Genomic DNA, 26,036 nt, shown 5'->3' on the forward strand with positions numbered 1-26,036 from the left:
GGGTCTAACTGTTACAGATCGAGACAAACCAAGAACCACCACAAAGGTGCCCGTCCCCTTTGTGGTGGTCCAGAGAAGAATCAGCCCCGATTAAAAGAGGCGACATCAAGCCCAGTCTACGTTTGGCGATCCCAAGATCCAACGAGAACACAGCGACAAAATCGAGAGCCACCGATAGCCCGTTCGCGCAGATATAGATGGAGATTCAAGACAAGGGTGCCGGCTTAAACGGCTTGGTTATCGTACGCCACAATACTCTCGTCATCGTCCCTGTCGTTTTTATAGTGCTTATAGTGAAAATAGCGGGTTTAGTGAGAATAGTATTGCGCAAAACTCGTGAACTCAATTTTGACCCCTCGCCCAGAATGAGGGGAGGCAAATATTCCTATTAGAGATCAAATCGAAGCCCAATAGGGCCTTTTAGCCCTCTCATTCCGGGCGGTCGCTTTCTTTTGAATATTGTCGTAAGCTTGTATCATTTATCTTAATGATTGCATATTGCATGAGAGGTGCCCCACCGTGAAACGCTCCACCTATATCGGCCTGCTCGTCTTAGCGTTTGCAATTACCGCAGTCGGCGTGGGCATTATCTATCTCGCATTTCTCCCTGCCTCGGCAACGCAGGCGGCGGTTGAAACCGTAAGCTACCCCATCGAAATCCTCACCGATATCGTCAAACCCGATTCAATCACCGTCGATTTCGACGGTACGCCCGCAGCGCTTGGGGTCAGTAACTATCCCCGAATCGAACTTGGAGCCACGCGCTATACCCAAGATGAGCAGCTTATCGGCAAGGCAACCAGTTTACTCAAAGGCAAGACGTTTAAGCGATGGTACGGCGCCGCAATATATCGAGCCAAGAAAGGCCAAATGAATGGCGGGTATTATTCGACCCTTGAACTCGATGCGGCAAACGGGAGCAGACTGTGCAACGTTTCATACGACCCCGGCTACGTGGACAACGAAGGGCCGGGAGTCTATATCTCGGATGGCAACGTGATCTACGTCATGGAAGGCGACCAGACGGCAGTCGTCGATTTTATGGATCGGTGTACCGAGGATGCCTACGAACAAACTTGCGAGCCCGATCCACAGACAGCGCGCGACAGTGGCTCAGCACGCACTTGGCTATTTGACGATGAAATAACCTGGGCCCCATCGAAATAAGGACCCGCCAGGCAGGCACCTTTGTGGTGGTTTCGGTTCCGATGTTCCACTGTCTCGATCTGTAACATCTAGCGGCCCTTTTCAATCCTAGATGTTACAGATTGAGATGAAATGATCGGCTGCGGACGTTTGTCTCAATCTGTAACAACTAATCGGCAAATTGGGGTCCAGATGTTACAGATCGAGATTAACCGCGAAGCCTCATCCGATAATCTCAATCTGTAACACCAGGCCCACATCTAACAGCCAAGGCGTTACAGATCGAGACAAAAGAAACCACCACAAAGGTGCCTGTCCCCAATGTGGTAGTTTTCGAAAAAAGAAGCCGCCCCGATAACAGGGGCGGCATCAAGCAAGTCTATTTATTAGCGTCCCTCAAGACCCAACGAGAACGCAGAAATGTAGCCCGGAGCCACCCTTTGCCGAACGCGACCCTCGCGAAGCGCGTGAGCGGGCGGGAAAGGGTAAGCCCCGGGCGGACAATTAAGTGCGTTACTCGGCAGCGGCTTTGAACTTGTTGTAGTTGATCAGGCAGCCGGCCTTGACGATGGCACGCTCCTCTGCCGTCATATCGGCAATGTAGAGCTCAATCTGCTCGACCGCACCATCGGCGCGAACCACGTAAGCGGCGATGTCCTTCAGGTCGCCGTCGAGCGCGGCGCGGATACCCGGCACAAAGACGTAGTCGCCCACCTCAAAGCTGGGCTCGGCCTCCATCTGGAAGGGCACCATGCCCCAGTTCATCACGTTGGAGCGATAGCGCTTGGTGGCGTACTCGTGGACGATGTTGGCCAGGCCGCCAATTACGCGCTGGCAGCTCGCGGCCTGCTCGCGGGCAGAACCGTCACCGGGCTTCTTGGCATAGAGCATGGAGCCGTACTCAGTCGCCTTGGCATCGGCCGCGACACCCGCGCCGGTCAGCGCCTCAAACACGCTGGCAAGCTCGGCATCGAGTGCCACCAGGTCGCCCGCTGCCTCGCCGGCAATGCGGCGCTTTTCCACCGCGTCGACCTCCTTGGAGCGGCCCACGTAGGCAGGGTCGCGACGGCTGAGCGTAAACTCGGCCAGACCCAGCGGGTTGGAGCGGAAGGAGCTCGTCTCGCCCGAGGGAATGAGCTCGTCGGTCGTAGTGACCGGGTCCATGATCTTGGAGCACACCTTGAGCAGGATGTCGTCGCCGAGAGGCTCCATCGCGGGCCACGGCTTGATGTTGGGGCCCTCGACCAGCTCGTCGGCCGGCTCAGCCTTGCCAAAGCCCCAGTACACGCGCTTCTTGTACGGCGCGTCGTCAAAGGTGTACTCGCAGGCCTCGTCCCAAGTCTCCTCGGGCAGGTCGGTCGCCGGCGTCAGGACGCCGCCGTTGGCAGCCGTCGCCGCAATGGAGCGGGCGTCCATCAGGGCCACGGCGCTCAGCTGACCGTTGCCCGGCTTGGAACCCTCGCGATTGGGGAAGTTGCGCGTGGTGTGGCGGATCGAAAGGCCGTTGTTGGCAGGCGTGTCGCCGGCGCCGAAGCACGGGCCGCAGAATGCCGTGCGCACAATCGCGCCGGCCTCCATAAGGTCGTAGATGTAGCCGCGGCGTGTAAGCTCGAGTGCCACGGGCTGGCTCGTGGGATAGACCGACAGCGAAAACTCGCCGCAGCCAGTGTTAGCGCCCTTGAGCACGCGAGCAGCCTGGACCACGGAGTCGTAGTTGCCGCCCGAGCAGCCGGCGATAACGCCCTGCTGCACGTGCAGCTTGCCGTCGACGATCTTGTCGAGCAGGCTAAAGTGCGTCTTGCCCTCGCCGATCTTGGCGGCCTCGAGCTCCACCTCATGCAGGATGTCCTCGAGGTTCTCGTTGAGCTCGTCGATCTCAAAGCCGTTAGAAGGATGGAACGGCAACGCGATCATGGGCTTGATACTCGACAGATCGACTTCGACGCAGCCGTCGTAGTAGGCAACATCGGCGGGCTTGAGCTCGCGGTAGTCCTCGCCGCGACCGTGCATGGTCAAAAACGCGTGCGTGTCCTCGTCGGTAGCCCAAATGGAGGAGAGGCAGGTGGTCTCGGTGGTCATGACATCGACGCCGTTGCGGTAGTCGGTCGTCATGCTCGCGATGCCGGGGCCTACGAACTCCATGACCCTGTTCTTAACGTAACCCTTGGCAAAGACGGCGCGGATGATGGCGAGCGCCACATCGTGTGGGCCAACGCCGGGGCGCGGGGCGCCCGTGAGGTAGATGGCAACGACGCCGGGATAGGCAACGTCGTAGGTGTCGCGCAGCAGCTGCTTTGCCAGCTCGCCACCGCCCTCGCCCACGGCCATGGTGCCCAGAGCGCCGTAGCGGGTGTGCGAGTCGGAGCCCAGGATCATCTTGCCACAGCCGGCGAAGTTCTCACGCATAAAGGAGTGGATGACGGCGATGTGCGGCGGGACGAAGATGCCGCCGTACTTCTTGGCCGCGGAAAGGCCAAAGACGTGGTCGTCCTCATTGATGGTGCCTCCCACGGCGCACAGCGAGTTATGGCAGTTGGTGAGCACGTAGGGCAGCGGGAACTGCTCCATGCCCGAGGCGCGCGCCGTCTGGATGATGCCAACGAAGGTGATGTCGTGGCTCGCCATGGCGTCAAAGCGAATCTTGAGTGCCTCGGGGTCACCCGACGTGTTATGTGCCTGGAGGATCGAATACGCGATGGTGCCGCGCTTGGCATCCTCGGGCGTCTGCGTAATACCGCGCTCGGCAGCCTCGGCCGCAGGCACAACCTCGCTGCCGCCGCGCAGGTAGATGCCGTCCTCGTACAGCTTGACCATACTGTCTCCCACTCTGCCCAAAAGATTTGGGCGCATAGCATACATTCGTTCAATATCGTGCCATAGAACGGTTGCGAGTGGGTTATGAATCTGCACGTTCACTTTATCTCGGTAAAGTAAAGAACGAACCCGGTGTGAGCCGACAGACTTGGCGCAAGAGCATCCCTTTCGACTAGTCATTTTAGAACGTCCCCAATGACTACCCATAACAACGTCGATGTTTTGGCGCGGACAGCGAAAGCCCGCCAGAGCGAGCAAGGTGCCTTGAAACAAGGCGGCATTGATCTTCTGATCATGCCGCCGAAGTTGAAAGGCAGATTGCCGCTCTGGCGGGCTTGCAGCGTCAACTGGTTACGCGGTTTGGAAAAACCGCGTAACTACAAATCCCCGCCGGCACCCAGCAGCTTGCGCATGACCTGTTCGGGGTTAACCGAGCCGTCGCGCGGGGCCAGGGCGGTGATCTTCTTCTGCATCTTGTACTCGTGCAGCTCGTCCTCGAGCTGGCGCACGCGGGCGCGGAGCTTTTCGTTCTCGCGCTCGCGCTCCTCAGCACGCTCCTTCATATCGAGGATGCGCACCACGCCGGCAAGGTTGATGCCCTCGTCGGTCAGCTGGTTGATGAGCTCCAGGCGCTCGATATCGGCACGCGAATACAGACGCGTGTTGCCGCCCGAGCGCTGGGGATTCACCAAGCCTTTGGACTCGTAGACGCGCAGAGTCTGCGGGTGCATGCCGGTCAGCTCGGCCGCCACGCTGATCATGTACAGCGGTTTGTTCCTATTGTCCTCGGCCATGCTACCTGACCCCTTTCCGTCTCGTTATCGTCCATCATAAGCCCGCGGGCGCGGGCGTGCGCCACGACCGCCCTAGTACGTCGCCTTGTAACGGTTGACCTTCTCGCGATAGTCGCGCGCGTCGGCCTCGCGCAGCTTGGTCATGGCATCGCGCTCGTCATCAGACAGGTTCGTGGGAACCTGCACCTTGATCTCGACAAGCAGTGCACCGGTGCGCCCGCGATGCTTAACGTCGGGCGCACCCATCTCCTTAAAGCGGAACTTCTTGCCCGTCTGGGTGCCAGCGGGCACCTTCAGACGAACCGTCGCGCCGCCGGGCGTCGGCACGTCCACCGTGCAGCCGAGCGCCGCCTCATAGACCGAGACCGGTACCTCCATGGTCACGTCGGCACCTTTACGCTTAAACAGCGGATGCCCCTCCACGTGCGTGGTCACGACCAGGTCGCCGCGCTCGCCGCCGGCAACGCCATACTCGCCGCGACGTTTGTAGCGCAGCTTGCCGCCGTCGACCGCGCCCGCGGGGACCGAGACCGTAATGGTCTGCTGCTCGCCCGTCGAGGGAATGCGGTAGGTGACCTTGTGCGTCACGCCGCGAAACGCGTCCTCGGCCGAAACATCGACGGTCAACGACAGGTCGCCGCCCTTGCGAGCACGGCTGTGGCCCGCGCCGGCACCGGCAGCGCCCGCAGCCCCGGCAAAGCCCGAGCCCCAATCGCTGCCCCAGGCGCCGTTGCCGCTAAAGATGCTGTCGAAGATATCGCCCCAGCCGCTGGCGCCTGCGCCGGCACCGTAGCCGCCGCCATACGCGCCGCCCGCGCCCGGCATGCCGCCAAACATGAGCATCTGGTCGTACTCTTTGCGCTTCTTCTCGTCCGAAAGCGTCTCGTAGGCCTCGCTGATCTCCTTGAACTTGGCCTCGTCGCCGCCGGCATCGGGGTGATATTTTTGCGCGAGCTTGCGAAACGCGCTCTTGATCTCTTTGTCGGAGGCGCTCTTGGATACGCCCAGGATGTCATAGAAGGTTTTGCCTGCAGCCATCGTAGCTCCTCTCCTGTTACGTCCGCCGCCCATGCAGACGACGGCTCATGCTTTCATATGGCACTAGGCCAGAAAGGGCCCCGGGTGTTGCCCCGGGGCCCTTCTCAATTACTCCTCGGTGCTCTCGGCCGTATCGGCCGTAGCATCCTCGGGCGCCGCTTCGGGCTCCGGTGCGGGGCGCTTCTCGCCACCGTAGGTCACCGTCACCATCGCGGAGCGCAGGATGCGATCCGCCATGCGGTAGCCCTTCTGGTACACATCGTTGACGGTCTCGTCATACTGCGATGCGTCCTCGACGCGACCCACGGCCTGATGCTCGAGCGGATCGAACGCCTCGCCCTTGGGATCGATGGGCTCAACGCCCTCGTGCGCAAACACATCAAGCAGCTTGGCATGAACCGCATCGACGCCGTCGACGAACTGCTTAAAGTCGTCGGAAAGCTCTTGGCTGCGGGCATGGTCGATCGCGCGCTCGATATCGTCGATCACCGGCAACAGCGCGGTGACAAGCTTCTCGGTCGCGCGCTCGCGCTCGGCGATACGCTCGTTTGCGGTGCGGCGACGAAAGTTCTCCCAGTCGGCCTGCAGACGGGCGGTGCGCTCGGTGGCGTCCTTTGCCTTGTCCTCGGCGGCCTTCTGAGCCTCTGCCGCAGCATCAAGCTCGTTGCGCACGTCGGTAAGCTCCTTCTGAGCCTGCTCGAACTTAAGCTTAAAGTCGTTGTCGGCGGCTTCCTCACCGGCGCGGATAGCGGCTTCCACCATCTCGTCCTCGGTCATCGTCGCCTCCTTGTTGGAATCCTCTACCTGGTTCTCGGCAGCCTCGGCGGCCTCGGCCTCGTTGGCCTCGGTATCGTCGACGGCCTCTACGGGAATCTTCACGTCCTTCTCCTCAGAGTCAACGGGGGCGGCGCCAGCGGCAGCCGCCTCCGTGCGAGCTTTACGGGCGGACATGATTACTTGTCCTCGTCGTCCACAACCTCGTAGTCGGCGTCGACGACGTCATCGTCGGCAGGCTGGGCACCGGCGGCACCGTCGGTCTGCTGCTGAGCGTCGGCGTAGACAACCTGAGCCAGCTCGTAGGCCACAGACTGCAGGGACTCGCCGGCGGCCTTGATGGCCTCGACGTCAGAGCCCTCGAGCGCCTTCTTGGCGTCGGCGATAGCGGCCTCGGCCTTGGACTTCACGTCGGCGGAAACCTTGTCGCCCAGCTCGTTGAGGGTCTGCTCGGTGGAGTAGCACAGGCTGTCGGTCTGGTTGCGGACCTCGACCTCTTCCTTCTGCTTCTTGTCCTCCTCGGCATGAGCCTCGGCGTCCTTGACCATACGATCGACTTCGTCGTCGGACAGAGCAGTGGAGCCGGAGATGGTGATCTGCTGCTCCTTGCCGGTGCCCTTGTCCTTAGCGGAGACCTTGACGATACCGTTGGCGTCGATGTCGAAGGTGACCTCGATCTGCGGCACGCCGCGGCGGGCAGCCGGGATACCGGTCAGCTGGAACTTACCGAGCGACTTGTTGTCGCGGGCAAGCTCGCGCTCGCCCTGGAGCACGTTGATCTCGACGCTGGTCTGGTTGTCGGCAGCGGTGGAGTAGACCTCGGTCTTGGAGGTCGGGATCGTGGTGTTGCGGTCGATCATCTTGGTCATGATGCCGCCCATGGTCTCGACGCCCAGCGACAGCGGGGTAACGTCGAGCAGCAGGATGCCCTCGACGTCGCCGGTGAGCACGCCGCCCTGGACGGCAGCGCCGTCGGCAACGACCTCGTCGGGGTTCACGGACATGTTGGGCTGCTTGCCGGTCATGGTCTTGACGAGCTCCTGGACGGCGGGCATACGGGTGGAGCCGCCGACGAGGATGACCTCGGTCAGATCGGAGAGCTTAAGCTTGGCGTCGCGCAGGGCGTTGGTGACAGGCTGCTTGCAGCGCTCGAGCAGGTCGCGGGTGATCTTCTCGAACTCGGCGCGGGTCAGCGTGTAGTTGAGGTGCAGCGGGCCGGACTGGTTCATGGTAATGAACGGCAGGTTGATGGTGGTCTGCTGGGCGGCAGAGAGCTCCTTCTTGGCGTTCTCGGCGGCCTCCTTCAGACGCTGCAGGGCCATGGGGTCCTGACGCAGATCGACACCGTTCTCCTGCTGGAACTTATCGGCCATCCAGTCGATGACGCGCTGATCCCAGTCGTCGCCGCCCAGGTGGTTATCGCCCGAGGTGGACAGAACCTCAAACACGCCGTCGGCGAGGTCGAGGATGGAGACGTCGAAGGTGCCGCCGCCCAGGTCAAAGACCAGGATGCGCTGGTCGGTGCCCTGCTTGTCCAGGCCATAGGCAAGAGCAGCAGCGGTCGGCTCGTTGACGATACGCTTGACGTTGAGGCCGGCGATCTTACCGGCGTCCTTGGTGGCCTGACGCTGGGCGTCGTTGAAGTAAGCCGGGACGGTGATGACGGCGTCGGTGACGGTCTCGCCCAGATACTTCTCGGCGTCGGCCTTCATCTTAGCGAGCGTCATGGCGCTCACCTGCTCGGCGGTGTAATCCTTGCCCTCGATGTCGACGACGGCACGGCCACCCTGGCCCTCCTTGACCTCATACGGCACGGTCTTGATCTCGGAGGTGCACTCGGAGTACTTGCGGCCCATGAAGCGCTTGATGGAGAACACGGTGTTCTTGGGGTTGGTGACAGCCTGGTTCTTAGCGGCCTTACCCACGACGCGGTCGCCGTCGGCACGGAAGCCCACGACAGACGGCGTGGTGCGGTCGCCCTCGGCGTTCACGATAATGGTCGGAGAACCGCCCTCGAGAACGGCCATTGCGGAGTTAGTAGTACCAAGGTCGATACCAAGAATCTTGCCCATTAGAAATTCCCTCTCTCTTGTGCGTTTGCACCGACTCGGCGGTCTGCCGAGCGGTGTTTCGGCTTGTCTTTCAGGATGTAGTGTATCCCCTTATGGGCCGGAATATACAAAATCTAAGTCAATTCATATAAGATTTCTTATTGTCAAGAGTTTAGGTTCGCAAATACGCAGGTAGACGCACTGTTTGAGTTCTCGGCAAATCTATCGAGATCTATGTAGAGATGGCTGAGGTTTGGGTCCGAAGGTGCCTGGGGCTGCCTTGCGGAAAGCTCATCCCGGTTTGAGCGTGGATTCCGGGTCGCAGTTTCCGTCTGAAGGCTCAACCGGAAACCGTATCCCGTTTTGAGAGCTGATACCGGCTCGCATTTTCCGCTAGCGGGCCTAACCGGAAACTGCAACCCGTTTTTCGACAAAATAATGGGATGCGGTTTCCGCAAGCACGCTCAATCGCCCTATATTTCAAGTCACCTTTAGCTAACATTTACGCAGCTCAACGGCCCCACCTGCGCGTTTTTTAGTAAACCTTGGCATACTCGGCGAACGGTATGAAGATGCCGGCCAGAGGGTATTGCAAACGGTCGCTCCCGTGGTATGTTTTTGCCCGAATCAAACCGGCGCGCATCGCCTGTAGCGTCGGTCAACAGAGAGGAAACTACCATGGCTCATCCCGTAATTGATGCCGACGAGTGCATCGCTTGTGGCGTTTGCGTCGACTCCTGCCCCGCTGGCGTTCTGGAGCTCCAGGACGTCGCTACCGTCGCTGACGAGGACTCCTGCGTCGCCTGTGGCGCTTGCCAGGACGCTTGCCCCGCTGGCGCGATCACCGAGATCGTCGAGGAGTAACAACTCCCCCACTGCACACTCAAAAGTACACCGTGCACAAAAAAGGAGGCCTCCGCATCGCCGCGGAGGCCTCCTTTTGCATATGTGGGCAGCTAATTTGGAGCGGGACCCTTGGCAGTTGCGGTGGAATAGTTCCTGTTTTATGTCTTGGATGCCGATTTTAGGAACTATTTCACCGCAACTTATAGATGCGGCGTCGACTAGGACAAATCGTCTTCGTAGGGCATCAGATCTGCCAAGTAGCCCTTTTCCTTGAGCATGGCCTCGATCTCGTCGAGGGTTTGTTCGTCTTCTGCCGCGATGCGGTGGAAGTGATAGCCGCTCGTAACCGTCAGCAGCGGAAAGCTCTTGCCGCTGGCGATGTCGTGCAGGTAGCGCTCGATATCGCGGCGGTTGCGAATGTCCAGGTCGGCCGTGATCTTGCCGTACACGCGGTGGTTGACGATCACGTTGAGTACGGCACCGCCGGCATCAACGATGCTCGTGAGCTCATCGCCCGCCTGCTCCACGCTGTGGCGCACCTTGACCAAGCGCGTGGGCACAGCCGGGCTGCTCTCGGCTTCCTGCAGCACGTAGCCGCGGTTGGTGGCGACGATATCGTGCCCGTCGGCGCGCAGCAGGGCGATGTCCTGCACCACGACCTGACGGCTCACGCCCACCTCGCGGGCAAGCGCGCTACCCGAAACGGGATCTTTGGCCCCCTCGAGCACGGCCATGATGGCACGGCGACGCTCGCGGGCGTTCATTATTTACCGTCCAGCAGACGCAGGTGCTTAAGCGAGAGGTCGAGGATCGGCGCGGAGTGCGTCAGGGCGCCCGAACTAATAAAGTCGACGCCCAGGTCGGCCAGAGCGCGAATGTTGCCGGCGTCCACATTACCCGAGCACTCGGTCTTGGCGCGGCCAGCGATAAGCTCGATGGCGGCCGCCATATCGTCGTGCGTCATGTTGTCGAGCATGATGATGTCGGCACCGGCCTCAACGGCCTCGCGCACCATATCCAGATTCTCGCACTCAATCTCGACCGTCGTGGTAAACGACGCATGGGCGCGCGCCATCTCGATTGCGCGTGCCACGCCACCGGCGGCGTCGATGTGGTTGTCCTTGAGCATGACGGCCGTCGACAGGTTGTAGCGGTGGTTGCTGCCGCCGCCGATCTCGACTGCCGCCTTCTCGAAGACGCGCATGCCCGGCGTGGTCTTGCGCGTGTCGACGAGCACGGTCTTGGTGCCCTCGAGCGCCGCGGCCATCTGGTGCGTATAGGTGGCGATGCCGCTCATGCGCTGCAGGTAGTTGAGTGCCACGCGCTCGCCCGAAAGCAGCACGCGCGCGTCGCCGCGCACCTGGCCCACATGGTCGCCGGCGTGCACCTCGTCGCCATCCGCGACATCAAACAGCACGGAGCTTTGCAGATCCAGCAGCTCAAAGGTGCGGGCGAACACGTCCAGACCGGCGATGATGCCGTCGGCCTTGGCGATAAGCTCCACCGTGGCGGGGCGCGCCGTGGGGCACACGCTCGCCGTGCTCACGTCCTCAAACGTAATGTCCTCGCGCAGAGCCTGCAGGATCAGATCATCGACGACGAGTTTCATGGTAATGGGATTCATGGTCTACTCCTCCACGGCCTGCGTGCCGGCGGCACAGGCCAAATCATCGATTGCAAGGGTATCGGAACTCAGGGCGCGATGGCGTCCATCAAGCGCGGGCTCGCCCGCCTGCTCCACGGCCAGCGACTCGCCGGTGCGCATACGCCAAGCAGCGCGGCGACCCCAGACTAGGGACTCGAGCAGGCTGTTGGAAGCTAGGCGATTCTTGCCGTGCACGCCGTTGCAGGCCGTCTCACCGGCTGCGTAGAGCTCGGGCATCGAGGTGCGGCCGTCCTTGTCGACCCACACGCCGCCCATAAAGTAGTGCTGCGTAGGCGTAACGGGGATGGGCTCGTCCAAGATGTCGCGGCCGTCCTCCAAGCAGCGTGCGCGAATGTTGGCAAAGTGCCCGGTCACTACATCGCGCTCAACGGGGGCAAAGCTCAGCCACTCGTGCTCGGTACCGTCCTGCTTCATCTGCTCGCGAATAGCGGCAGCGACCACATCGCGCGGCTGAAGCTCGTCGGTAAAGCGCTCACCGGCGGCATTGAGCAGAATCGCGCCCTCGCCGCGGCAGCTCTCGCTGATCAGGAACGTGCGGCCTGGCTGCGGCGAGAACAGACCCGTGGGGTGAATCTGCACGTAGTCCAGGTGCTCCATCTTAATGCCATGCTCCTGAGCAATGTAGCAGGCATCGCCCGTGAGCTGCGGGTAGTTGGTCGAATGGTCGTATACGCCGCCGATACCGCCCGTCGCCCACAGCGTGTGGCGGGCATGGATCTTAAACGGCTCGCCGGCATGCACGCCCTCGGCGGTATTTGCCAGCTCGTCGGCGGGACGAACCGAGTTGTCCTCGTCCACGGGAACGGCGACGACGCCGGTGCACACTGTGGCGCCGTCACGCTCGCCCGTCAGGATGTCGGTCATGGCCACGTGCTCCAAAATCTGCACGTTATCAAGCTTGCGAACGGCCTGGAGCAGCTTGGTCGTGATCTCCTTGCCCGTAATGTCGGCATGGAAGGCAATGCGGGGGCGGCTGTGCGCACCCTCGCGGGTAAAGTCGAGGCTGCCGTCGGCCTTGCGCTCAAAGTCCACGCCCATCGCCAGCAGGTCGTTGATGACCGAGCGGCTCGAGCGAATCATGATGTCGACGCTCTCGCGGCGGTTCTCGTAGTGGCCGGCGTGCATGGTGTCCTCAAAGAAGGCATCGTAGTCCGAGCCCTCGGGCAGCACGCAAATGCCGCCCTGCGCGAGCATCGAATCGCACTCATCGACAGCGCCCTTGGAGAGCATGATCACGCGCATGCTCGTCGGCAGGTTGAGAGCCGCATACAGGCCCGCTACGCCGCAGCCGGCAATAACGACGTCGCACTCCATATCGGGGTATTGCTTGGTTTCCACAGGAATCCTCTCCCTTGAATGTGACATAAGGGACCGTCCCTCATGCCGCATTGTTCTAGCGCGCTGCGTACTCGAGCATGCGGTCGAGCGTGAGCTTGGCCTGATCGGCGGCCTCGTCCGACACGCCAATCTGCACCTCGCCCTCGCCCGTCTCCAGGCAGCGCACGAGCTTTTCGAGCGTGATGAAATCCATGTTGACGCAGGTGGGCTGCACCGCGGGGAAGTAGAACTTCTTGTCGGTGCCCTGGCAGCGGCGCTCGAGCTCGTAGAGCACGCCACGGACCGTCACAATAATGAACTCGCTCGCGTCGGACTCCTCGGCGTACTTGATGATGCCGGCGGTGGAGCCGATGTAGTCGGCCTCGGCAAGGACGTCGGCCTTGCACTCAGGATGCGCCAGCACGAGCGCGTCGGGGTGGGCCTCCGTCGCGTCGACGATCTGCTCGACGGTGATGATGTGATGGCGCGGGCAGTAACCGTTGTTGAGGATGACGTGCTTTTGCGGCACCTGCTCGGCTACGAAGCGGCCCAGGTTTTGGTCGGGAATGAACAGGACGTGCTGCTGCGGCAGCTCGGACACGATCTTGACGGCGTTGGAGCTGGTAACGCACACGTCACTCCAGCTCTTGATCTCGACCGTCGAGTTGACGTAGCACACCACGGCCAGGTCGTCGCCATACTCGGCGCGCGCCGCGTCGACCGTCTCGCGCTTGACCATATGGGCCATGGGGCAATCCGCGCCCGGCTCGGGCAGCAGCACGGTCTTGGTGGGGTTGAGCAGCTTGGCGCTCTCGCCCATAAACTCCACGCCGCACAGCACGATGGTCTGCTGCGGCAGGCTCTTGGCGAGCTTTGCCAGGTAGAAGCTGTCGCCGACGTAATCGGCCACAGCCTGGACCTCGGGCGCCACGTAATAGTGTGCCAGGATCACCGCGTCGCGTTGGGTTTTAAGTTGCTGAATGGCCTCGACGAGCTCTGCGGGCACCAATGCCGCGCGCTCCGTTGCCGTCGTTGCCGATGCCAGGCCGGCCGCAATGTCGCGTGCAAGCTCCGATGCATCCATGTTCGCGCTCTGTGCCATCAAGGCCCCTCTCTTTTGGCGAATCTTGGGGCTTTAGTATGACACCTAGGTTTACAGCTGACAAGACAGCTGTAAACCTAGGTGTAAAGTTGGAATAAAGATTCAATCATGTGGCAGGTCCATTTTCGAACTGACAAGCTGAGGATAGCCGAGCTCTCGATAGCGCAGGAGGCATCTTTCGCCACCGCAATACCGCTCGGCGCGAGTTGCGCGACGTGGGGCGCAAATGGGACACGCCTCCGCGAGCGGTCCGCACCCAATGTGGCAAAATCGAACTACTAAGGGGGCTCAGAATGCTCAAAATCATTGCCTGCGACGACGACGTCGCTTTTCTAGATAGACTGCACCGGATAATCGACCGTTGGTCGAGCGAGACGGGCACGGCGGTCGATGTTGCGCTCGTCACGCGCGGCGAGGACCTGCTGGCCCGCCATGCCGCATCGCGCGCCGACATCATTCTGCTCGACATGATCATGCCGCTCGTCAACGGCATGGACACCGCGCGCGAATTGCGCCAGGCCGATACCGCCGTGTGCCTGGCGTTCCTCACCTCGTCGCCCGAGTTCGCACTGGAGTCCTACGAGGTCCGTGCCTTCGACTATCTGCTCAAGCCCGTGGCATACGAACGCCTGGCGCAGCTGCTCGACGAGCTTTCGAGCATGCGCCCGGCGGCAACCGACGAGCTCGTGATCAAAACTTCCTTTGGCTACCACGCCCTGCGCCTGTCCGACATCGAATATGCCGAGGCGCGCAACAAGCACGTGGTCTTCCACCTGCGCGACGGACGCGATATCGAGGCACTCGAGTCGTTCCGCAGCGTCGAGGACCGCTTGGAGCAAAACGCAGTCTTCTTTAAATGCCACCGCAGCTACCAGGTCAACCTGCGCAATATCGATCACTTTGACCGCACGGAGATCTTCATGAGATCGGGCGCCTGTATCCCGTTGGCACGCAGTTGCAAGCAGGGGTTCCAAGATGCCTACTTTGCGGCGCGCTTTGAGGGCGGGAGGCACTGATGCTCCCCACGGCCGAAATGCTGCTTTGGGCAATCCACCACGCAACGACCCTGCTCTTTGGCGTTTTCGCCTCGGCAGCGCTGTGCGGGGTCGAGATCAACCGCCGTCATGCGCTTGAGCTGATCGCGGTTGACGTGCTCACCGGTACCGCCTTTGCGCTCGCCAATGTCTTTGGCGGCGAACTTTTCGCTCGACAGGTGTATCCGCTCGTCGTGCATCTGCCGCTCGTCATCTATCTGTGCGCGCGCTATCGGCTGAGCCCTTTGCTCGTTATGCTCGGCGTCACCAGCGCATACCTGAGCTGCCAATTTAGCAACTGGATGGGCATCGCCGCGCTCGCCGCCTGCGGCTCGCAAATCGCGTACTACGCGACACGCATTATCACCACGGTCGCCGTCTTTACGCTCCTGCTGCACTGGGCCGGCGACATCGGTCCGCGCTTGGCAGTCAAAAGCCCTACCGAGCTCGAGATTCTGCTCATCCTGCCGCTCGTCTATTACATCTTTGACTACGCCACCAACGTCTACACCACGTTGTTCCACTCGGGCTCGGTTGTGACCGTTGAGTTTTTGGCGTTTGCGCTTTGCGCTTTCTACCTTATGTTTCTTGCTGTGTATCTGCGCGAATACGAGGCTAAAGAGGCCGCCGAGCGCGAGCGTTGGATGCTCGAGACCCGCGATAGCGCAGCTATCAAAGAGCTCGAAGCCTGGCGTCAATCTGGACGCGAGCTTTCGGTTCTGCGCCATGACATGCGGCACTTCCTGCGCGGCCTTGCGGTTTTAATCGAAGAGGGTCACGTCGACGAGGCGCTCGGGCGCATCAACGAACTCTGTGAGACAAACGACCGCACCGCCGTGCGCCGCTACTGTGCCAACGAAACGGTCAACATCGTGCTTTCGTCATTTAGCTCCGATATCAACCGAAACGGTATCACCGCCGACCTGCGCGCCGCCGTGCCAGAGAACGTCCATGTGGCCGATGTCGACCTGTTTAGCGTGCTCTCGAATGCCCTGGACAACGCCATCGTCGCCGCGAGCGCCGCTCCCCAGGGCAAACGATTCGTCGATCTGGACCTGCGCTACGAAGACGGGCAGCTGCTGCTTTTGGTCTCTAACACGTTTGACCGCCCGCCGCGTATGGTTGACGGCATGCCCGTGGCCCAGCACGCCGGCCACGGCTTTGGCACCAAGAGCATTAAGCTCGCCGTCGAGCGCATGAACGGCAACTGCCAGTTCCGCATTCACGGCGACCGATTTGAGCTGCGTGCCGTGATGTAGGGACGCGACAAGCTGCCGGCATGCTCGGCCCGCCGGGGCCACCTTGCCAGCGCCGGTCCGCTACAGCGGCGCGGCGGCCGGAGTCAGCTGTTTAATGTAGGCCCACATGCGCTGCTTGGCGGCCTTGTCGGTGAGCGCCGCCTCAAAGCCGTCGAGCGCGAGCACGCGGCGCCCTTGCACATGGGCGACCAGGCCGGGCTTGAGCATGGCGGTGTCGAAGTCGTCGATCGCCACGAGCATATCGGCATAGGTCTCGCGCATGGTATCGGCCGCACGATCATCCAGCAACAGCACCGCCTCGGGGTCCAGCGCCTCGAGCGCCTCGCGGAACAGCTCGCACGGCAGGGCATGGCCCACCGCCACCGTTCCGTCGCCCGCACCGGCGACGCTTGCCAGCACGCAAAAATCCTCGGGCGCATAACCGATGGCCCCGAGCGCCTTACGCAGCGCCGCGCCATCCGCGCCTGCGGCAAGCTCGCCGCCCGAGCGCTCGGCCTCATCCAAATCGCCTTTTACCAGCACAATCGGCGAGCACGCGTTGCCTGCGATGCGCACGCCACGACCCGCAAGCGATGCGAGCTCCTGCTCGGCCGCCTGGGCGATGGCTTCTTTTTTCTGGCTTTGTGACATAGGTATGCGCTCTCCAATCGTTTGCGTGCCCACCATTATTTGACACTCCCCATGGCTAAAGCCAGGGGATTCTTGCTTCACCGAGAATTGCCTAGACTGCGCATGCAGCCGTAGGTCTTACGCCCTCTCCACAAGCGTTTGCGGCGTCTGCCGCGGTTCCCGCATGCCCTGCGGTACCTTCCAGGATTCTCCTTCCCTCGCGGGCGATGTTGACGGCGGCGTTCAGGTCGCGGTCGTGACGCATGCCGCACGCGGGGCAGTCCCATACCCGTTCGGCCAGCGTCAGTCCCCTGTAGACGTAACCGCATGCGGAACACGTCTTGCTGGACGGATAGAACCTGCCCACCCTTACGAAGCCGCGCCCCGACCATGCGCATTTGTACTCGAGCTGGCGCGCCAGCTCCGACATGGCGGCATCGCCCACGGCCTTGGCGAGGCGGCGGTTCCTCTGCATGCCCCTGACGTTCAGGTCCTCGACCGCGATGTTTTGGCTTTCTCCCACCGCATGCGTCGTGAACTTGTGCAGGGCGTCCTTCCGCCGGTTGGCAACCTTCTCGTGCGCCCGCGCGACCCTGACACGCTGCCTGGCGCGATTTGCGGAGCCCTTCCGCTTGCGCGAGAGCCGCCGCTGCTCCCGCGCCAGCCTCCTCTCGCTCCTTTGCAGGTTTTTGGGGTTGGGCAGGCGCTCCCCCGTGGAGCAGGTGGCTATGTCGTGTATTCCCGCATCGACTCCCAGGAACCCGACGGTCGGGGCCGGCGCGTCCGTGGCGGGGACGTCCGCGCAGCATATCGCCACGTAGTACTTGCCGCTCGGCACCTGCTTGACCGTCGCGGACAGGACGCGCCCCTCCACGGGACGGCTCACCCGCGCCCTGACGGTCCCCAGCTTTGGCAGCCTCACGTGCCTGGCGTCGATTATCCCGACGCCGTTCGTGCGGTAGCTCTTCCTCCCCGCGCGTTTGGACTTGAACTTCGGAAAGCCCACCTTGCCTGGTGCGCGGAAGAAGTTCTTAAATGCCTTGTCCAGGTCGCGCAGGGACTGCTGCAGTGCCATGGAGTCCACCTCGGAGAGCCACGGCGCGTCCGCCCTCTTCCAGGCGGGGATCTGGGTGATGTAGGAGTTGATGTGCCTCGATTTGCCCGTCCACGCGTACTCGTCCCGCCTCATCGCCAGCACCCTGTTGTAGACCCAGCGGCAGCAGCCGAAGGTCTTCTGCAGGAGGGCCTCCTGCTCGGCGCTCGGGTATATGCGGTACTCGAAGGTCTTGTCCATGGCCCTCACGCGTTCCTCTGGTCCTCGATATACTGCCTGACGGCCTCGGGCGTCGCCCCGCCGACGGTCGAGACGAAGTAGCTGTTCGTCCAGAGCGTCGGCAGCTTGCGCTTCAGCTGCGGGAACTCGGCGCGCAGGTCGTGGCTGGTCCTGCCCTTGATGCGCTTCACGGCCCGGTGGATGCCGAACTGGGGGTCGACTGAGACGAGCATGTGCACGCGGTCGGGCATGACCTTGATTTCCCTTATCTCGAAATCGAGTTCCTCCGCGACCTCGTGCGCGATCTCCTCGAAGCGGGAGCCGATGCCGTCCACGAGCACCTTCCTGCGGTATTTCGGGCAGAAGACCACATGGTAGTCGCAGTCCCAGACTATGTTGTCGTTGCTCCTGTATCTATCCATGAAAACAGTATACCACTTGCAGCCGTATATGTATATCGGCTGACGCCGATGCGCCTTATATCCCCATATCTGAAGAAAGGGGTTTTGCGGCGCTTTTGATAAAAGAGCCGCCCGCGAGTGGTTGCTTTGCGGGCCGCTGGGTATAAGCACGGTCGTACTGAGTTTTACGCAGCCGAGCCGCGTCGCATTATGGAGGTCACCATGGCTGACATTAAGCAGATTACCCCCGAGAACTTCGATTCCATCGTTAACGACAGCCTGCCCGTGCTGGTTGATTTTTGGGCTCCGTGGTGTGGGCCGTGTCGTTCACTCTCGCCCATCGTGGACGAGGTCGCCGACGAGCTGGCCGGCAAGCTGGCCGTGGCCAAGTGCAACGTCGATGACAACCAGGACCTGGCCATGAAGTTTGGCGTCATGAGCATCCCCACGCTGATCGTCTTTAAGAACGGCGAAGAGGTTGACCGCTCGGTCGGCGCACTGCCCAAGGCGAGGCTTCAGGCGCTGCTGGAGAAGCATCTGTAATACGCTTGTTACGTATCTGCCGTCCATGAGCGGTTTTGCACCGCTCGCCGGAGCGCCGGGTGCAGGGTGCGCGACCATGGATAGTATGGTAGACACAAACAGCCCCCAGTGAACGGGTGCGGGTCAGACGGACTCGCACCCGTTTTCTTATGCGGCGGCGCCCGGGGCGGGCGTAGTAGAATCTGAACCACTGGATTGCCCCGTACAAAAGGAGATTCCCATGCATGACGTTGGAATGAACATGAGCCAGCTTGCCATGAGCGTCAAGCAGGTCGACGACACCATTGAGCTCGCTCACGAGTGGAGCCATCAGCTGCTGCATGCGACCGAGAACTTTGACATGGAGCGCATTGGCGCCAAGCTCGAGGCCGCCATGTCTGCGCTGCACGAGGCGCACGACGCGCTCGAGGGCTACGAGGAGGCCATCGAGGCAGATCACAACTCCGTCGGCTCCGTAAAGCTGGTGTAGCGTGGTCGAGCACGAGCACGCCTGCGATCACGAGCACGAGCATCCGCACGGGTCGACCGGCGACGCGGGCTGCCGCTGCAGCGGCTCCAGCTCCGAGCTGGTCCGCTTTTCGGTCACCGCGCCCGACGACCTGCTGCGCCGCTTTGACGAGCAGATCGCGCGCCGCGGTGACGTTGCCAACCGTTCCGAGGCCGTACGCGATCTGATTCGCGCCTCAATCGCCAAGGAGCAGATGCGCACGCCCGACGAGCAGGTCATCGGTTCGCTCACCATGATCTATGACCACCATACCGGCGATCTGACGCGCCGTCTGGACGAGGTGCAGCACGACTACACCGACGAGATTGTCTCGACCATGCACGTGCATCTGGACCACCACAACTGTCTGGAGATTCTGGCGCTCAAGGGTCGCGGCAAACGCGTCTACGAGCTGGCGGACCGGTTGCTGGGACTGCGCGGCGTTAAGCACGGCGAGCTCACCTGCGCCGCCACCAAGCAAAGCCTGGGGCTCTAACAGCACACACTTCAATGAAGGGGAGCCACATGCGGCATGTGCATATTCATGTGACGGGCATCGTGCAGGGCGTTGGCATGCGGCCATTTGTGTATCGCGAGGCTATGGCGCATGGCATTTGCGGCTGGGTGCTCAACGCGGGCGATGGCGTGCACATCGAGGCGCATGCTTCGGTCGAGGCACTCGACGGCTTTGTCACCGCGCTTTCTGAGCACGCGCCTGCCGCGGCCCGCGTTGAGCATGTCGCTGTCGCAGACCTGGAGCCCGACGTTTGGGATGCCGACGATGAGCAGGCCTTTCGCATCGTAGCGTCGCAGGATCAGACCATGCACACGACGCTCATCTCCCCCGATATCGCCACCTGTGACGACTGCCTGCGCGAACTGTTCGACCCCGCCGACCGACGCTATCACTACCCCTTTATCAACTGCACCAACTGTGGGCCGCGCTTTACCATCATCCGGTCGCTGCCCTATGACCGAGCGGCCACGTCGATGGATTGCTTTCCCATGTGCCCCGAGTGCGCCGCAGAGTATGGTGACCCGCTTGACCGGCGCTTTCATGCGCAGCCCGATGCCTGCTTTGACTGCGGGCCGCATATTACCTGGCGCGAGGCGGCAGGCGGCATGGTGCTCGAGAGCTCAGAGGCGACGCCGGCTGTCGGCGACACGCGCGAGTCTAGCGACGCTATTATCGAGCGCTGTGTCGAGCTGCTCGAGGCCGGCGGCATTGTTGCCATCAAGGGCCTGGGCGGATTCCATCTGGCTTGCGACGCCGCCAACGAGCAAGCAGTAGTCGAGCTGCGCCGTCACAAGCGCCGCAGCAACAAGCCGCTTGCCGTTATGGTGCGCGACCTTACCGATGCCGAGCGCCTGTGCCGTGTCAACGACGCCGAGCGCGACTTGCTGGCCGGCAGCATCCGCCCCATCGTGCTGCTGCGCCGGCGTGGTGTTGGCATGGGAGATTCCTTCGATGCTCTCGCACTTGCGCCGTCCGTTGCGCACGATCTGCCCGAGCTCGGCGTCATGCTCCCCTATACCCCGCTTCAGCATCTGCTGCTTGCCGCGGCAGAAACGCATGGCATGCACGCGCTGGTTATGACCAGCGGAAACTTGAGCGAAGAGCCCATCGAGACCGATGACGATCTTGCCTGGGAGCATCTCGTTGCCGCCGGCATCGCCGACGCGCTGCTCGGCAATGACCGCGCGATCCTCTCGCGCTACGACGACTCCGTGGTACGTGTGGTCGACGGGGTCGTTATGCCCGTGCGCCGCGCTCGCGGGTACGCCCCGCAGCCGTTGCCGCTGCCGGCACTCGCCAGCGCCGCGCCCTGTGTGCTCGCCTGCGGCCCGCAGCAAAAGGCCACGATCGCACTCACGCGCGAAGACGCGAATGGAACGTCGGCCTGTTTTGTGTCGCAGCATATCGGCGATGTCGAAAACGGTGCGACTTTCGATGCGTGGAATGCGGCACGCACGCGACTGGAAGACCTTTTTGACCTAGCGCCCGCCGCGCTGGCCTGCGACTTGCACCCCAGCTACCTATCGAGTCAGTGGGCACGCGAACAGGCGCGCGAGCGCAATCTGCCGCTTATCGAAGTCCAGCACCATCATGCGCATATCGCGAGCGTGATGGCTGAGGCTATCGCCACAGGACAGCTTGCACCCAATGCGCGCGTACTTGGCATCGCCTTCGATGGAACGGGCGCTGGCACCGACGGAACCATTTGGGGCGGTGAGTTTCTTGTCGCCGGCCTCGCCGATTTTGAGCGCACCGCGCACCTGCGTACCTGGGCACTCCCCGGTGGCGCCGCATCTGTGCGCGACGCCCGACGCAACGCCTTTGCCCTGCTGAGCGAACTCGGTCTGCTCGAGCACCCGGGTGCCGCGGGGATCCTGAGCAGCCTCGATGAGCAGACGCGCAGTATCACGACCACGATGATCAAGCGAAACATCAACAGCCCGCGAACGAGCAGTATGGGCCGTCTGTTTGACGCCGCGGCGGCAATCCTGGGCATCTGCGGCACTGCAACCTACGAGGGCGAACCCGCCATCGAGCTCGAGGCCGCCGCTTGGCGCGCTCTTGACGGCGAAAACAGCCATTTCACCGGCAATCAGGCGGGTGTATCCGCATCCGCTTCAACATCGCTGGACAGTTTGTTCAGATACGTATTAACTACTGACCCCCTATCCGGCATTTTTGCCTCAGATTTGGCCAAAAAAGGCTCTCCAGACACCCTATTTGCGGCAAATATGGACGCTGGATACCCCAAATCGACCCATTTGAGGTGTTCGCGGACGGCTTTTGCCACCCAGAGCCCATCACAAAAATACGTATCTGAACTAACTGTCCAGGCGGCCTCGGATAGCTCCCTCGTTCTGGACCAAAAACCACTTTTTGAGGCGCTTTTGAGTGGAATCGAGGCCGGCACATCGTCCGACAGGCTCGCACTCGAATTCCATATCGCCATCGCGCGCTCCTCGACACGCGCCGCAAGCAAGATCTGCACCCGCGAGGGCATCGACACCGTCGCGCTCTCGGGCGGCGTATTCATGAACCGACTTTTGCTCCAGCTCCTCACCCGCGAGCTCAAAAACGCCGGTCTTGCCGTCTTGGTTCCCCACACCGCGCCCGTTAACGACGGTTGCATTGCCTACGGCCAGGCGGCCGTCGCCCGCGCTCGCCTCGCACAGGTCGCACAGCAGTAGGTTGCTTGACCAGCCCATGCGCCGCCGTCTCACAGGTGTAACGCGTTTGCCCGCAACCCCCGCGAGCGCTACCATCAATTGATGGATTATTAAGCGCCCATCCAGCGCAAAACGTATAAAAGGGGAACAAAATGTGCCTTGCCGTTCCCGGTAAAGTGGCCAAACGCGACGACGACCTCAAAGCCACCGTCGACATGATGGGCATCGAGCGTCCCGTGTCGCTGCGACTCGTGCCGACGGCGCAGGTGGGCGACTATGTTCTCGTGCATGCCGGCTTTGGCATCCAAATCGTCGACGAGCAGGAAGCGCAAGAGACGCTCGAACTCGTCAACGCCATGACCGAACTGGTCGAAGAAGACCAGCTCGCCACCAACCCGGCCGAGGCATACTAGTGGCGGTCGAGCAGCCGGCGCGCTCCGGTATCGACTTTTCGGCATTCCGCAATCCCAAGCTTGCCCGCGAACTCATCGAGCGCATTTATGGGCTTGTCGGCGACCGCCGCATCAACCTTATGGAAGTCTGCGGCACGCATACGGTGAGCATCGGTCGCTACGGCTTTCGCTCCATCATGCCGGCCGGGCTCAAGCTGCTGAGCGGTCCGGGGTGCCCCGTCTGCGTCACCGCCAACCGCGACATCGATCACGCGATTGCGCTCGCCAACATAGATGGCGCCATCATCACCACCTTCGGCGACATGATGCGCGTGCCCGGGTCGTCTACCTCGCTTGCCGCGCAAAAAGCGGCGGGGCACGACATCCGCATCGTCTACTCGCCCCTCGACGCCCTCGATATTGCCGAGCAAAACCCCGATCGCCCGGTCATCTTTATGGGCGTGGGCTTTGAGACCACGACGCCCACCATCGCCGCCGCCATCTTGGAGGCAGACGCGCGCGGGCTTTTGAACTTCTCGGTTTATTGCGCCCACAAGACCACGCCGCCGGCGCTGCGCGCGATTGCCAACGACCCCGAGACGACCATCGACGGCTTTATCCTGCCGGGCCATGTCGCCACCATCGCAGGCCTGGCGCCCTTTGGTTTTTTGGTCGACGAATTCAGCACCCCGGGCGTGGTTACCGGATTTGAGCCGGTCGATATTCTGCAGGGCATCTGCATGCTGGTGCAGATGGTTGTTGAGGGGCAGCCCGCGATCGACAACGCCTACCGTCGCGGCGTCAACGTGGACGGCAACCCCGTGGCGCGCCAGCTGGTCGAGCAGGTGTTTGAGCCGTGCGATACCACGTGGCGCGGGCTGGGACCGATTGCCGCCTCGGGCCTTTCCATCCGCCCCGAGTTCTCGCGCTTTGACGCCGGCACTCGCTATGACGTGCCGATCGAACCGACGGTTGAGCCGCGCGGATGCCGTTGCGGCGACGTGCTGCGCGGGGCCATAGCGCCAGGCGACTGTCCGTTGTTCGGCCACGCCTGCACGCCCGAGCATCCTGTTGGCCCGTGCATGGTGAGCTCTGAAGGCAGCTGCGCTGCGTACTTTAGATACCAAATCTAGCCCGAACGCCCCCACGCACCAGACGCACCACGATTGGAGTTTTCGATATGTCCCATAGCGTCACCGATAGCACTGTCCTGCTGGGCCACGGCTCCGGCGGCCAGATGATGAAGCGCATTATCGACGAGGTCTTTCTGGATGCCTTTGGGTCGCCCGAGCTGCTCGAAGGCAACGATGCCGGTGTCGCCGCCCTGCCCGCGAGCGGGCGCATCGCCATGTCGACCGACAGCTTTGTGGTGACGCCGCAGTTCTTCCCCGGCGGAAATATCGGCAGGCTCGCCGTGTGCGGAACCGTCAACGATGTTGCGACCTCGGGTGCCAACGTGCGCTTCCTTTCGTGCGGCTTTATCCTCGAAGAGGGCTATCCTATGGATAAGCTGCGCCAGATTGTGCAGACCATGGCCGAGACGGCGCGCGAGGCGGGCGTCAAAATCATCACCGGCGACACCAAGGTGGTCGAGCGCGGCGGAGCTGACGGCGTCTACATCAACACCGCCGGCGTGGGCGAGGTTCCCGCGGGCGTGACGCTCAGCGGCGCCAGCTGCCAGCCCGGCGACGTCGTCCTGGTCTCGGGCACGCTGGGCGACCACGGCATCGCCATCATGAGCCAGCGCGAGGGCCTGGCGTTCTCGAGCAGCATCGAGAGCGACGCCGCGCCCCTCAACCACCTGATTGCCGACGTGCTGGCCGCCGCCCCCGACACGCGTTGCTTCCGCGACCCCACGCGCGGTGGCCTGGCATCCACGCTTAACGAGTTTGCCCAGGCCAGCGGCGTTGCCATGGAGATTGACGAGGACGCCGTACCCGTGCGCCCCGACGTGCAGGCCGCCTGCGAGATGCTCGGCTACGACGTGCTGCAGGTTGCCAACGAGGGCAAGATGGTCGCCGTGGTGCCGGCTGAGCAGGCCGATGCCGCGCTAGCAGCCATGCGCGCCGCCCGCTACGGCGAGAACGCCGCCATCATCGGTCGCGTGATGCCGCTTGCCGAAGGCGCTCGACCCGCCGTTCGCATGCGCACCGGCTGGGGATCGACCCGCATCCTCGACATGCTCGTGGGAGAGCAGCTGCCCAGGATCTGCTAGCGGCAAAGGCTTGCGCTGGCGCGATGCGCCCCGATGCCGTTAAAGATGTTCAGATTCCAGGCACGCCCGACGCGCAAGCCCAGTATCATGGGGTGCGCTTTACAACTCAAACGGCAGGAGCACCCATGACAGCAGCTTATTCCCATGTGATCTTTGATCTGGACGGCACCATCCTCAATACGCTCGAGGACCTGGCGACAGCCGGCAACCATACCTGCGAGCTGCACGGCTGGCCCACGTTTGCCGTGGACGAGTACCGCTACAAGGTGGGAAACGGCATGCTCAAACTGGTCGAGCGCTTTATGCCCGCCGAGCACGCGGGCGACGGCCGCGTGTTTGAGCAGACGCTTGCCGAGTTTAGGGCATATTACGGCGAGCACAAGGAGGACCACACCGCCCCCTACGCCGGCACGATCGAGATGCTCGACCGTCTGCGCGCCGCGGGCGTTGAGCTTGCCGTGCTCACCAACAAGGACCATATTTCGGCGGCTCCGCTTATCGAAAAGTACTTTGGCCCCGATCGTTTTGCGCTGGTGCAGGGTCGTGTCGACGCGTTTCCACCCAAGCCCGAGGCTCCCGTCACGCTGCATGTAATGGAGGAGCTGGGCGCCGACCCGGCGACCACGCTCTACGTTGGCGATTCGAATGTCGATGTTCTGACCGGCCACAATGCCGGCCTTAAGAGCGCCGGCGTCACCTGGGGCTTCCGCGGCCGAACAGAGCTCGAAGCCGCCGACGCCGACTACGTAGTGGACACCCAAGACGAACTCACTTCGCTGATCTTGGGCGACTAGCGAGCCGCCCACCAATAAGTTGCGGTGAAATAGGGACTGATTGCCGGCCTACTGCCCCCAAACAGTCCCTATTTCACCGCAACTTAGATAGGCACGGGGTAGCTAATTCGGGACGGGACTCTTTTAGCTACCCCAAGGAGTGTCCCCAACTGCCGGCAGAAAAGGAACGTCCCCATCTGCCACCTTCCAACAATGACAACACCGCAGGTAGAGGACGGACAGCGAGCGGACAGCGAGCGGACACCAGAGCGAACAAATTGGCATGAAAAGAGGACGGCATAGACCTTCTGGTCATGCC

24 protein-coding genes are annotated in these 26,036 nt (G+C 62.1%); 12 read left to right on the forward strand and 12 right to left on the reverse strand.

Features of this window, described 5'->3' with window-relative positions; genetic code table 11:
- The first annotated feature begins 519 nt into the window (after positions 1–519).
- Complete coding sequence (locus tag I2D41_RS07595; protein ID WP_195192659.1) at positions 520–1,167, forward strand: hypothetical protein; 648 nt, start codon at positions 520–522, stop codon at positions 1,165–1,167.
- 492 nt (positions 1,168–1,659) lie between these two features.
- Here the strand turns inward: I2D41_RS07595 and I2D41_RS07600 are convergent, their stop codons facing one another.
- The 5 genes from I2D41_RS07600 to dnaK all read right to left on the reverse strand — a co-directional run bounded on the left by I2D41_RS07600 (position 1,660) and on the right by dnaK (position 8,638).
- Complete coding sequence (locus I2D41_RS07600; RefSeq protein ID WP_138375312.1) at positions 1,660–3,960, reverse strand: hydratase; 2,301 nt, start codon at positions 3,958–3,960, stop codon at positions 1,660–1,662.
- 377 nt (positions 3,961–4,337) lie between these two features.
- Entirely contained in the window at positions 4,338–4,754 is a 417-nt protein-coding gene (locus tag I2D41_RS07605; RefSeq protein WP_006235210.1) for a heat shock protein transcriptional repressor HspR, read from the reverse strand.
- A gap of 72 nt (positions 4,755–4,826) precedes the next feature.
- Positions 4,827–5,792 carry a DnaJ C-terminal domain-containing protein gene (locus tag I2D41_RS07610; RefSeq protein WP_195364112.1) on the reverse strand — a complete coding sequence of 322 codons (966 nt, stop codon included), beginning with the start codon at positions 5,790–5,792 and terminating at the stop codon, positions 4,827–4,829.
- Positions 5,793–5,900: 108 nt separating this feature from the next.
- Positions 5,901–6,743 (reverse strand): nucleotide exchange factor GrpE, encoded by an 843-nt coding sequence (locus I2D41_RS07615; RefSeq protein ID WP_195364113.1) that lies wholly within the window; start codon positions 6,741–6,743, stop codon positions 5,901–5,903.
- Positions 6,744–6,745: 2 nt separating this feature from the next.
- Complete coding sequence (gene dnaK / locus I2D41_RS07620; protein ID WP_006235214.1) at positions 6,746–8,638, reverse strand: molecular chaperone DnaK; 1,893 nt, start codon at positions 8,636–8,638, stop codon at positions 6,746–6,748.
- 591 nt (positions 8,639–9,229) lie between these two features.
- Between dnaK and I2D41_RS07625 the strand changes: the two genes are divergently transcribed.
- On the forward strand, positions 9,230–9,481 hold the full coding sequence (locus tag I2D41_RS07625) for an indolepyruvate ferredoxin oxidoreductase subunit alpha (RefSeq protein ID WP_158564522.1): 252 nt from the start codon (positions 9,230–9,232) through the stop codon (positions 9,479–9,481).
- Between the two features lie 200 nt (positions 9,482–9,681).
- Here I2D41_RS07625 and I2D41_RS07630 read toward each other — a convergent pair whose 3' ends face one another.
- Genes I2D41_RS07630 through nadA form a run of 4 tightly spaced genes read right to left on the reverse strand, consistent with a single transcriptional unit; the run spans position 9,682 to position 13,548 of the window.
- A complete protein-coding gene (locus I2D41_RS07630; RefSeq protein WP_195364114.1) occupies positions 9,682–10,227 on the reverse strand; it encodes a transcription repressor NadR in 546 nt (181 codons plus the stop codon).
- Complete coding sequence (gene nadC, locus I2D41_RS07635) at positions 10,227–11,087, reverse strand: carboxylating nicotinate-nucleotide diphosphorylase (RefSeq protein WP_195364115.1); 861 nt, start codon at positions 11,085–11,087, stop codon at positions 10,227–10,229. Before nadC ends, I2D41_RS07630 begins: the two co-directional genes overlap by 1 nt.
- A 3-nt stretch (positions 11,088–11,090) precedes the next feature.
- Positions 11,091–12,494, reverse strand: coding sequence for an L-aspartate oxidase (locus I2D41_RS07640; protein WP_195364116.1), 1,404 nt, complete (start codon positions 12,492–12,494; stop codon positions 11,091–11,093).
- A 28-nt stretch (positions 12,495–12,522) separates the two neighbouring features.
- The gene (gene nadA, locus I2D41_RS07645) at positions 12,523–13,548 is read right to left on the reverse strand and encodes a quinolinate synthase NadA (protein ID WP_195364117.1); all 1,026 of its coding nucleotides are present in this window, start codon (positions 13,546–13,548) and stop codon (positions 12,523–12,525) included.
- 293 nt (positions 13,549–13,841) lie between these two features.
- Between nadA and I2D41_RS07650 the strand changes: the two genes are divergently transcribed.
- A complete protein-coding gene (locus I2D41_RS07650; protein WP_195364118.1) occupies positions 13,842–14,564 on the forward strand; it encodes a LytR/AlgR family response regulator transcription factor in 723 nt (240 codons plus the stop codon).
- Entirely contained in the window at positions 14,564–15,841 is a 1,278-nt protein-coding gene (locus I2D41_RS07655; RefSeq protein ID WP_195364119.1) for an ATP-binding protein, read from the forward strand. The genes I2D41_RS07650 and I2D41_RS07655 overlap by 1 nt, the downstream gene beginning before the upstream one ends.
- Positions 15,842–15,901: 60 nt before the next feature.
- Here the strand turns inward: I2D41_RS07655 and I2D41_RS07660 are convergent, their stop codons facing one another.
- The 3 genes from I2D41_RS07660 to tnpA form a co-directional block, all read right to left on the reverse strand.
- Positions 15,902–16,471, reverse strand: a complete 570-nt coding sequence (locus I2D41_RS07660) for a hypothetical protein (RefSeq protein WP_229042263.1) — start codon at positions 16,469–16,471, stop codon at positions 15,902–15,904.
- Between the two features lie 91 nt (positions 16,472–16,562).
- Positions 16,563–17,744 (reverse strand): transposase, encoded by a 1,182-nt coding sequence (locus I2D41_RS07665; RefSeq protein ID WP_229042264.1) that lies wholly within the window; start codon positions 17,742–17,744, stop codon positions 16,563–16,565.
- Positions 17,745–17,749: 5 nt separating this feature from the next.
- Entirely contained in the window at positions 17,750–18,145 is a 396-nt protein-coding gene (tnpA, locus tag I2D41_RS07670) for an IS200/IS605 family transposase (protein WP_195364121.1), read from the reverse strand.
- A 201-nt stretch (positions 18,146–18,346) separates the two neighbouring features.
- Here tnpA and trxA point away from each other — a divergent pair, with 201 nt between their 5' ends.
- The 8 genes from trxA to I2D41_RS07710 all read left to right on the forward strand — a co-directional run bounded on the left by trxA (position 18,347) and on the right by I2D41_RS07710 (position 25,738).
- Positions 18,347–18,667: a thioredoxin gene (trxA, locus tag I2D41_RS07675; RefSeq protein WP_117776407.1), complete on the forward strand. Its 321-nt coding sequence runs from the start codon at positions 18,347–18,349 to the stop codon at positions 18,665–18,667.
- Positions 18,668–18,887: 220 nt separating this feature from the next.
- A complete protein-coding gene (locus I2D41_RS07680; protein WP_117564540.1) occupies positions 18,888–19,136 on the forward strand; it encodes a hypothetical protein in 249 nt (82 codons plus the stop codon).
- Position 19,137: 1 nt separating this feature from the next.
- Positions 19,138–19,650, forward strand: a complete 513-nt coding sequence (nikR, locus tag I2D41_RS07685) for a nickel-responsive transcriptional regulator NikR (protein WP_271741680.1) — start codon at positions 19,138–19,140, stop codon at positions 19,648–19,650.
- 29 nt (positions 19,651–19,679) lie between these two features.
- Complete coding sequence (hypF, locus tag I2D41_RS07690) at positions 19,680–22,358, forward strand: carbamoyltransferase HypF (protein ID WP_195364122.1); 2,679 nt, start codon at positions 19,680–19,682, stop codon at positions 22,356–22,358.
- 131 nt (positions 22,359–22,489) lie between these two features.
- On the forward strand, positions 22,490–22,750 hold the full coding sequence (locus tag I2D41_RS07695; protein WP_195364123.1) for a HypC/HybG/HupF family hydrogenase formation chaperone: 261 nt from the start codon (positions 22,490–22,492) through the stop codon (positions 22,748–22,750).
- A complete protein-coding gene (gene hypD, locus I2D41_RS07700; protein ID WP_271741681.1) occupies positions 22,750–23,862 on the forward strand; it encodes a hydrogenase formation protein HypD in 1,113 nt (370 codons plus the stop codon). Before I2D41_RS07695 ends, hypD begins: the two co-directional genes overlap by 1 nt.
- A gap of 47 nt (positions 23,863–23,909) precedes the next feature.
- Positions 23,910–24,944: a hydrogenase expression/formation protein HypE gene (hypE, locus tag I2D41_RS07705; RefSeq protein WP_195364124.1), complete on the forward strand. Its 1,035-nt coding sequence runs from the start codon at positions 23,910–23,912 to the stop codon at positions 24,942–24,944.
- A 125-nt stretch (positions 24,945–25,069) separates the two neighbouring features.
- A complete protein-coding gene (locus tag I2D41_RS07710; protein ID WP_195364125.1) occupies positions 25,070–25,738 on the forward strand; it encodes an HAD family hydrolase in 669 nt (222 codons plus the stop codon).
- Positions 25,739–26,036 lie beyond the last annotated feature (298 nt).

This window comes from Collinsella aerofaciens (genome assembly GCF_015552075.1).
In the GTDB taxonomy this organism is placed as follows: Bacteria; Actinomycetota; Coriobacteriia; order Coriobacteriales; family Coriobacteriaceae; genus Collinsella; species Collinsella aerofaciens_Y.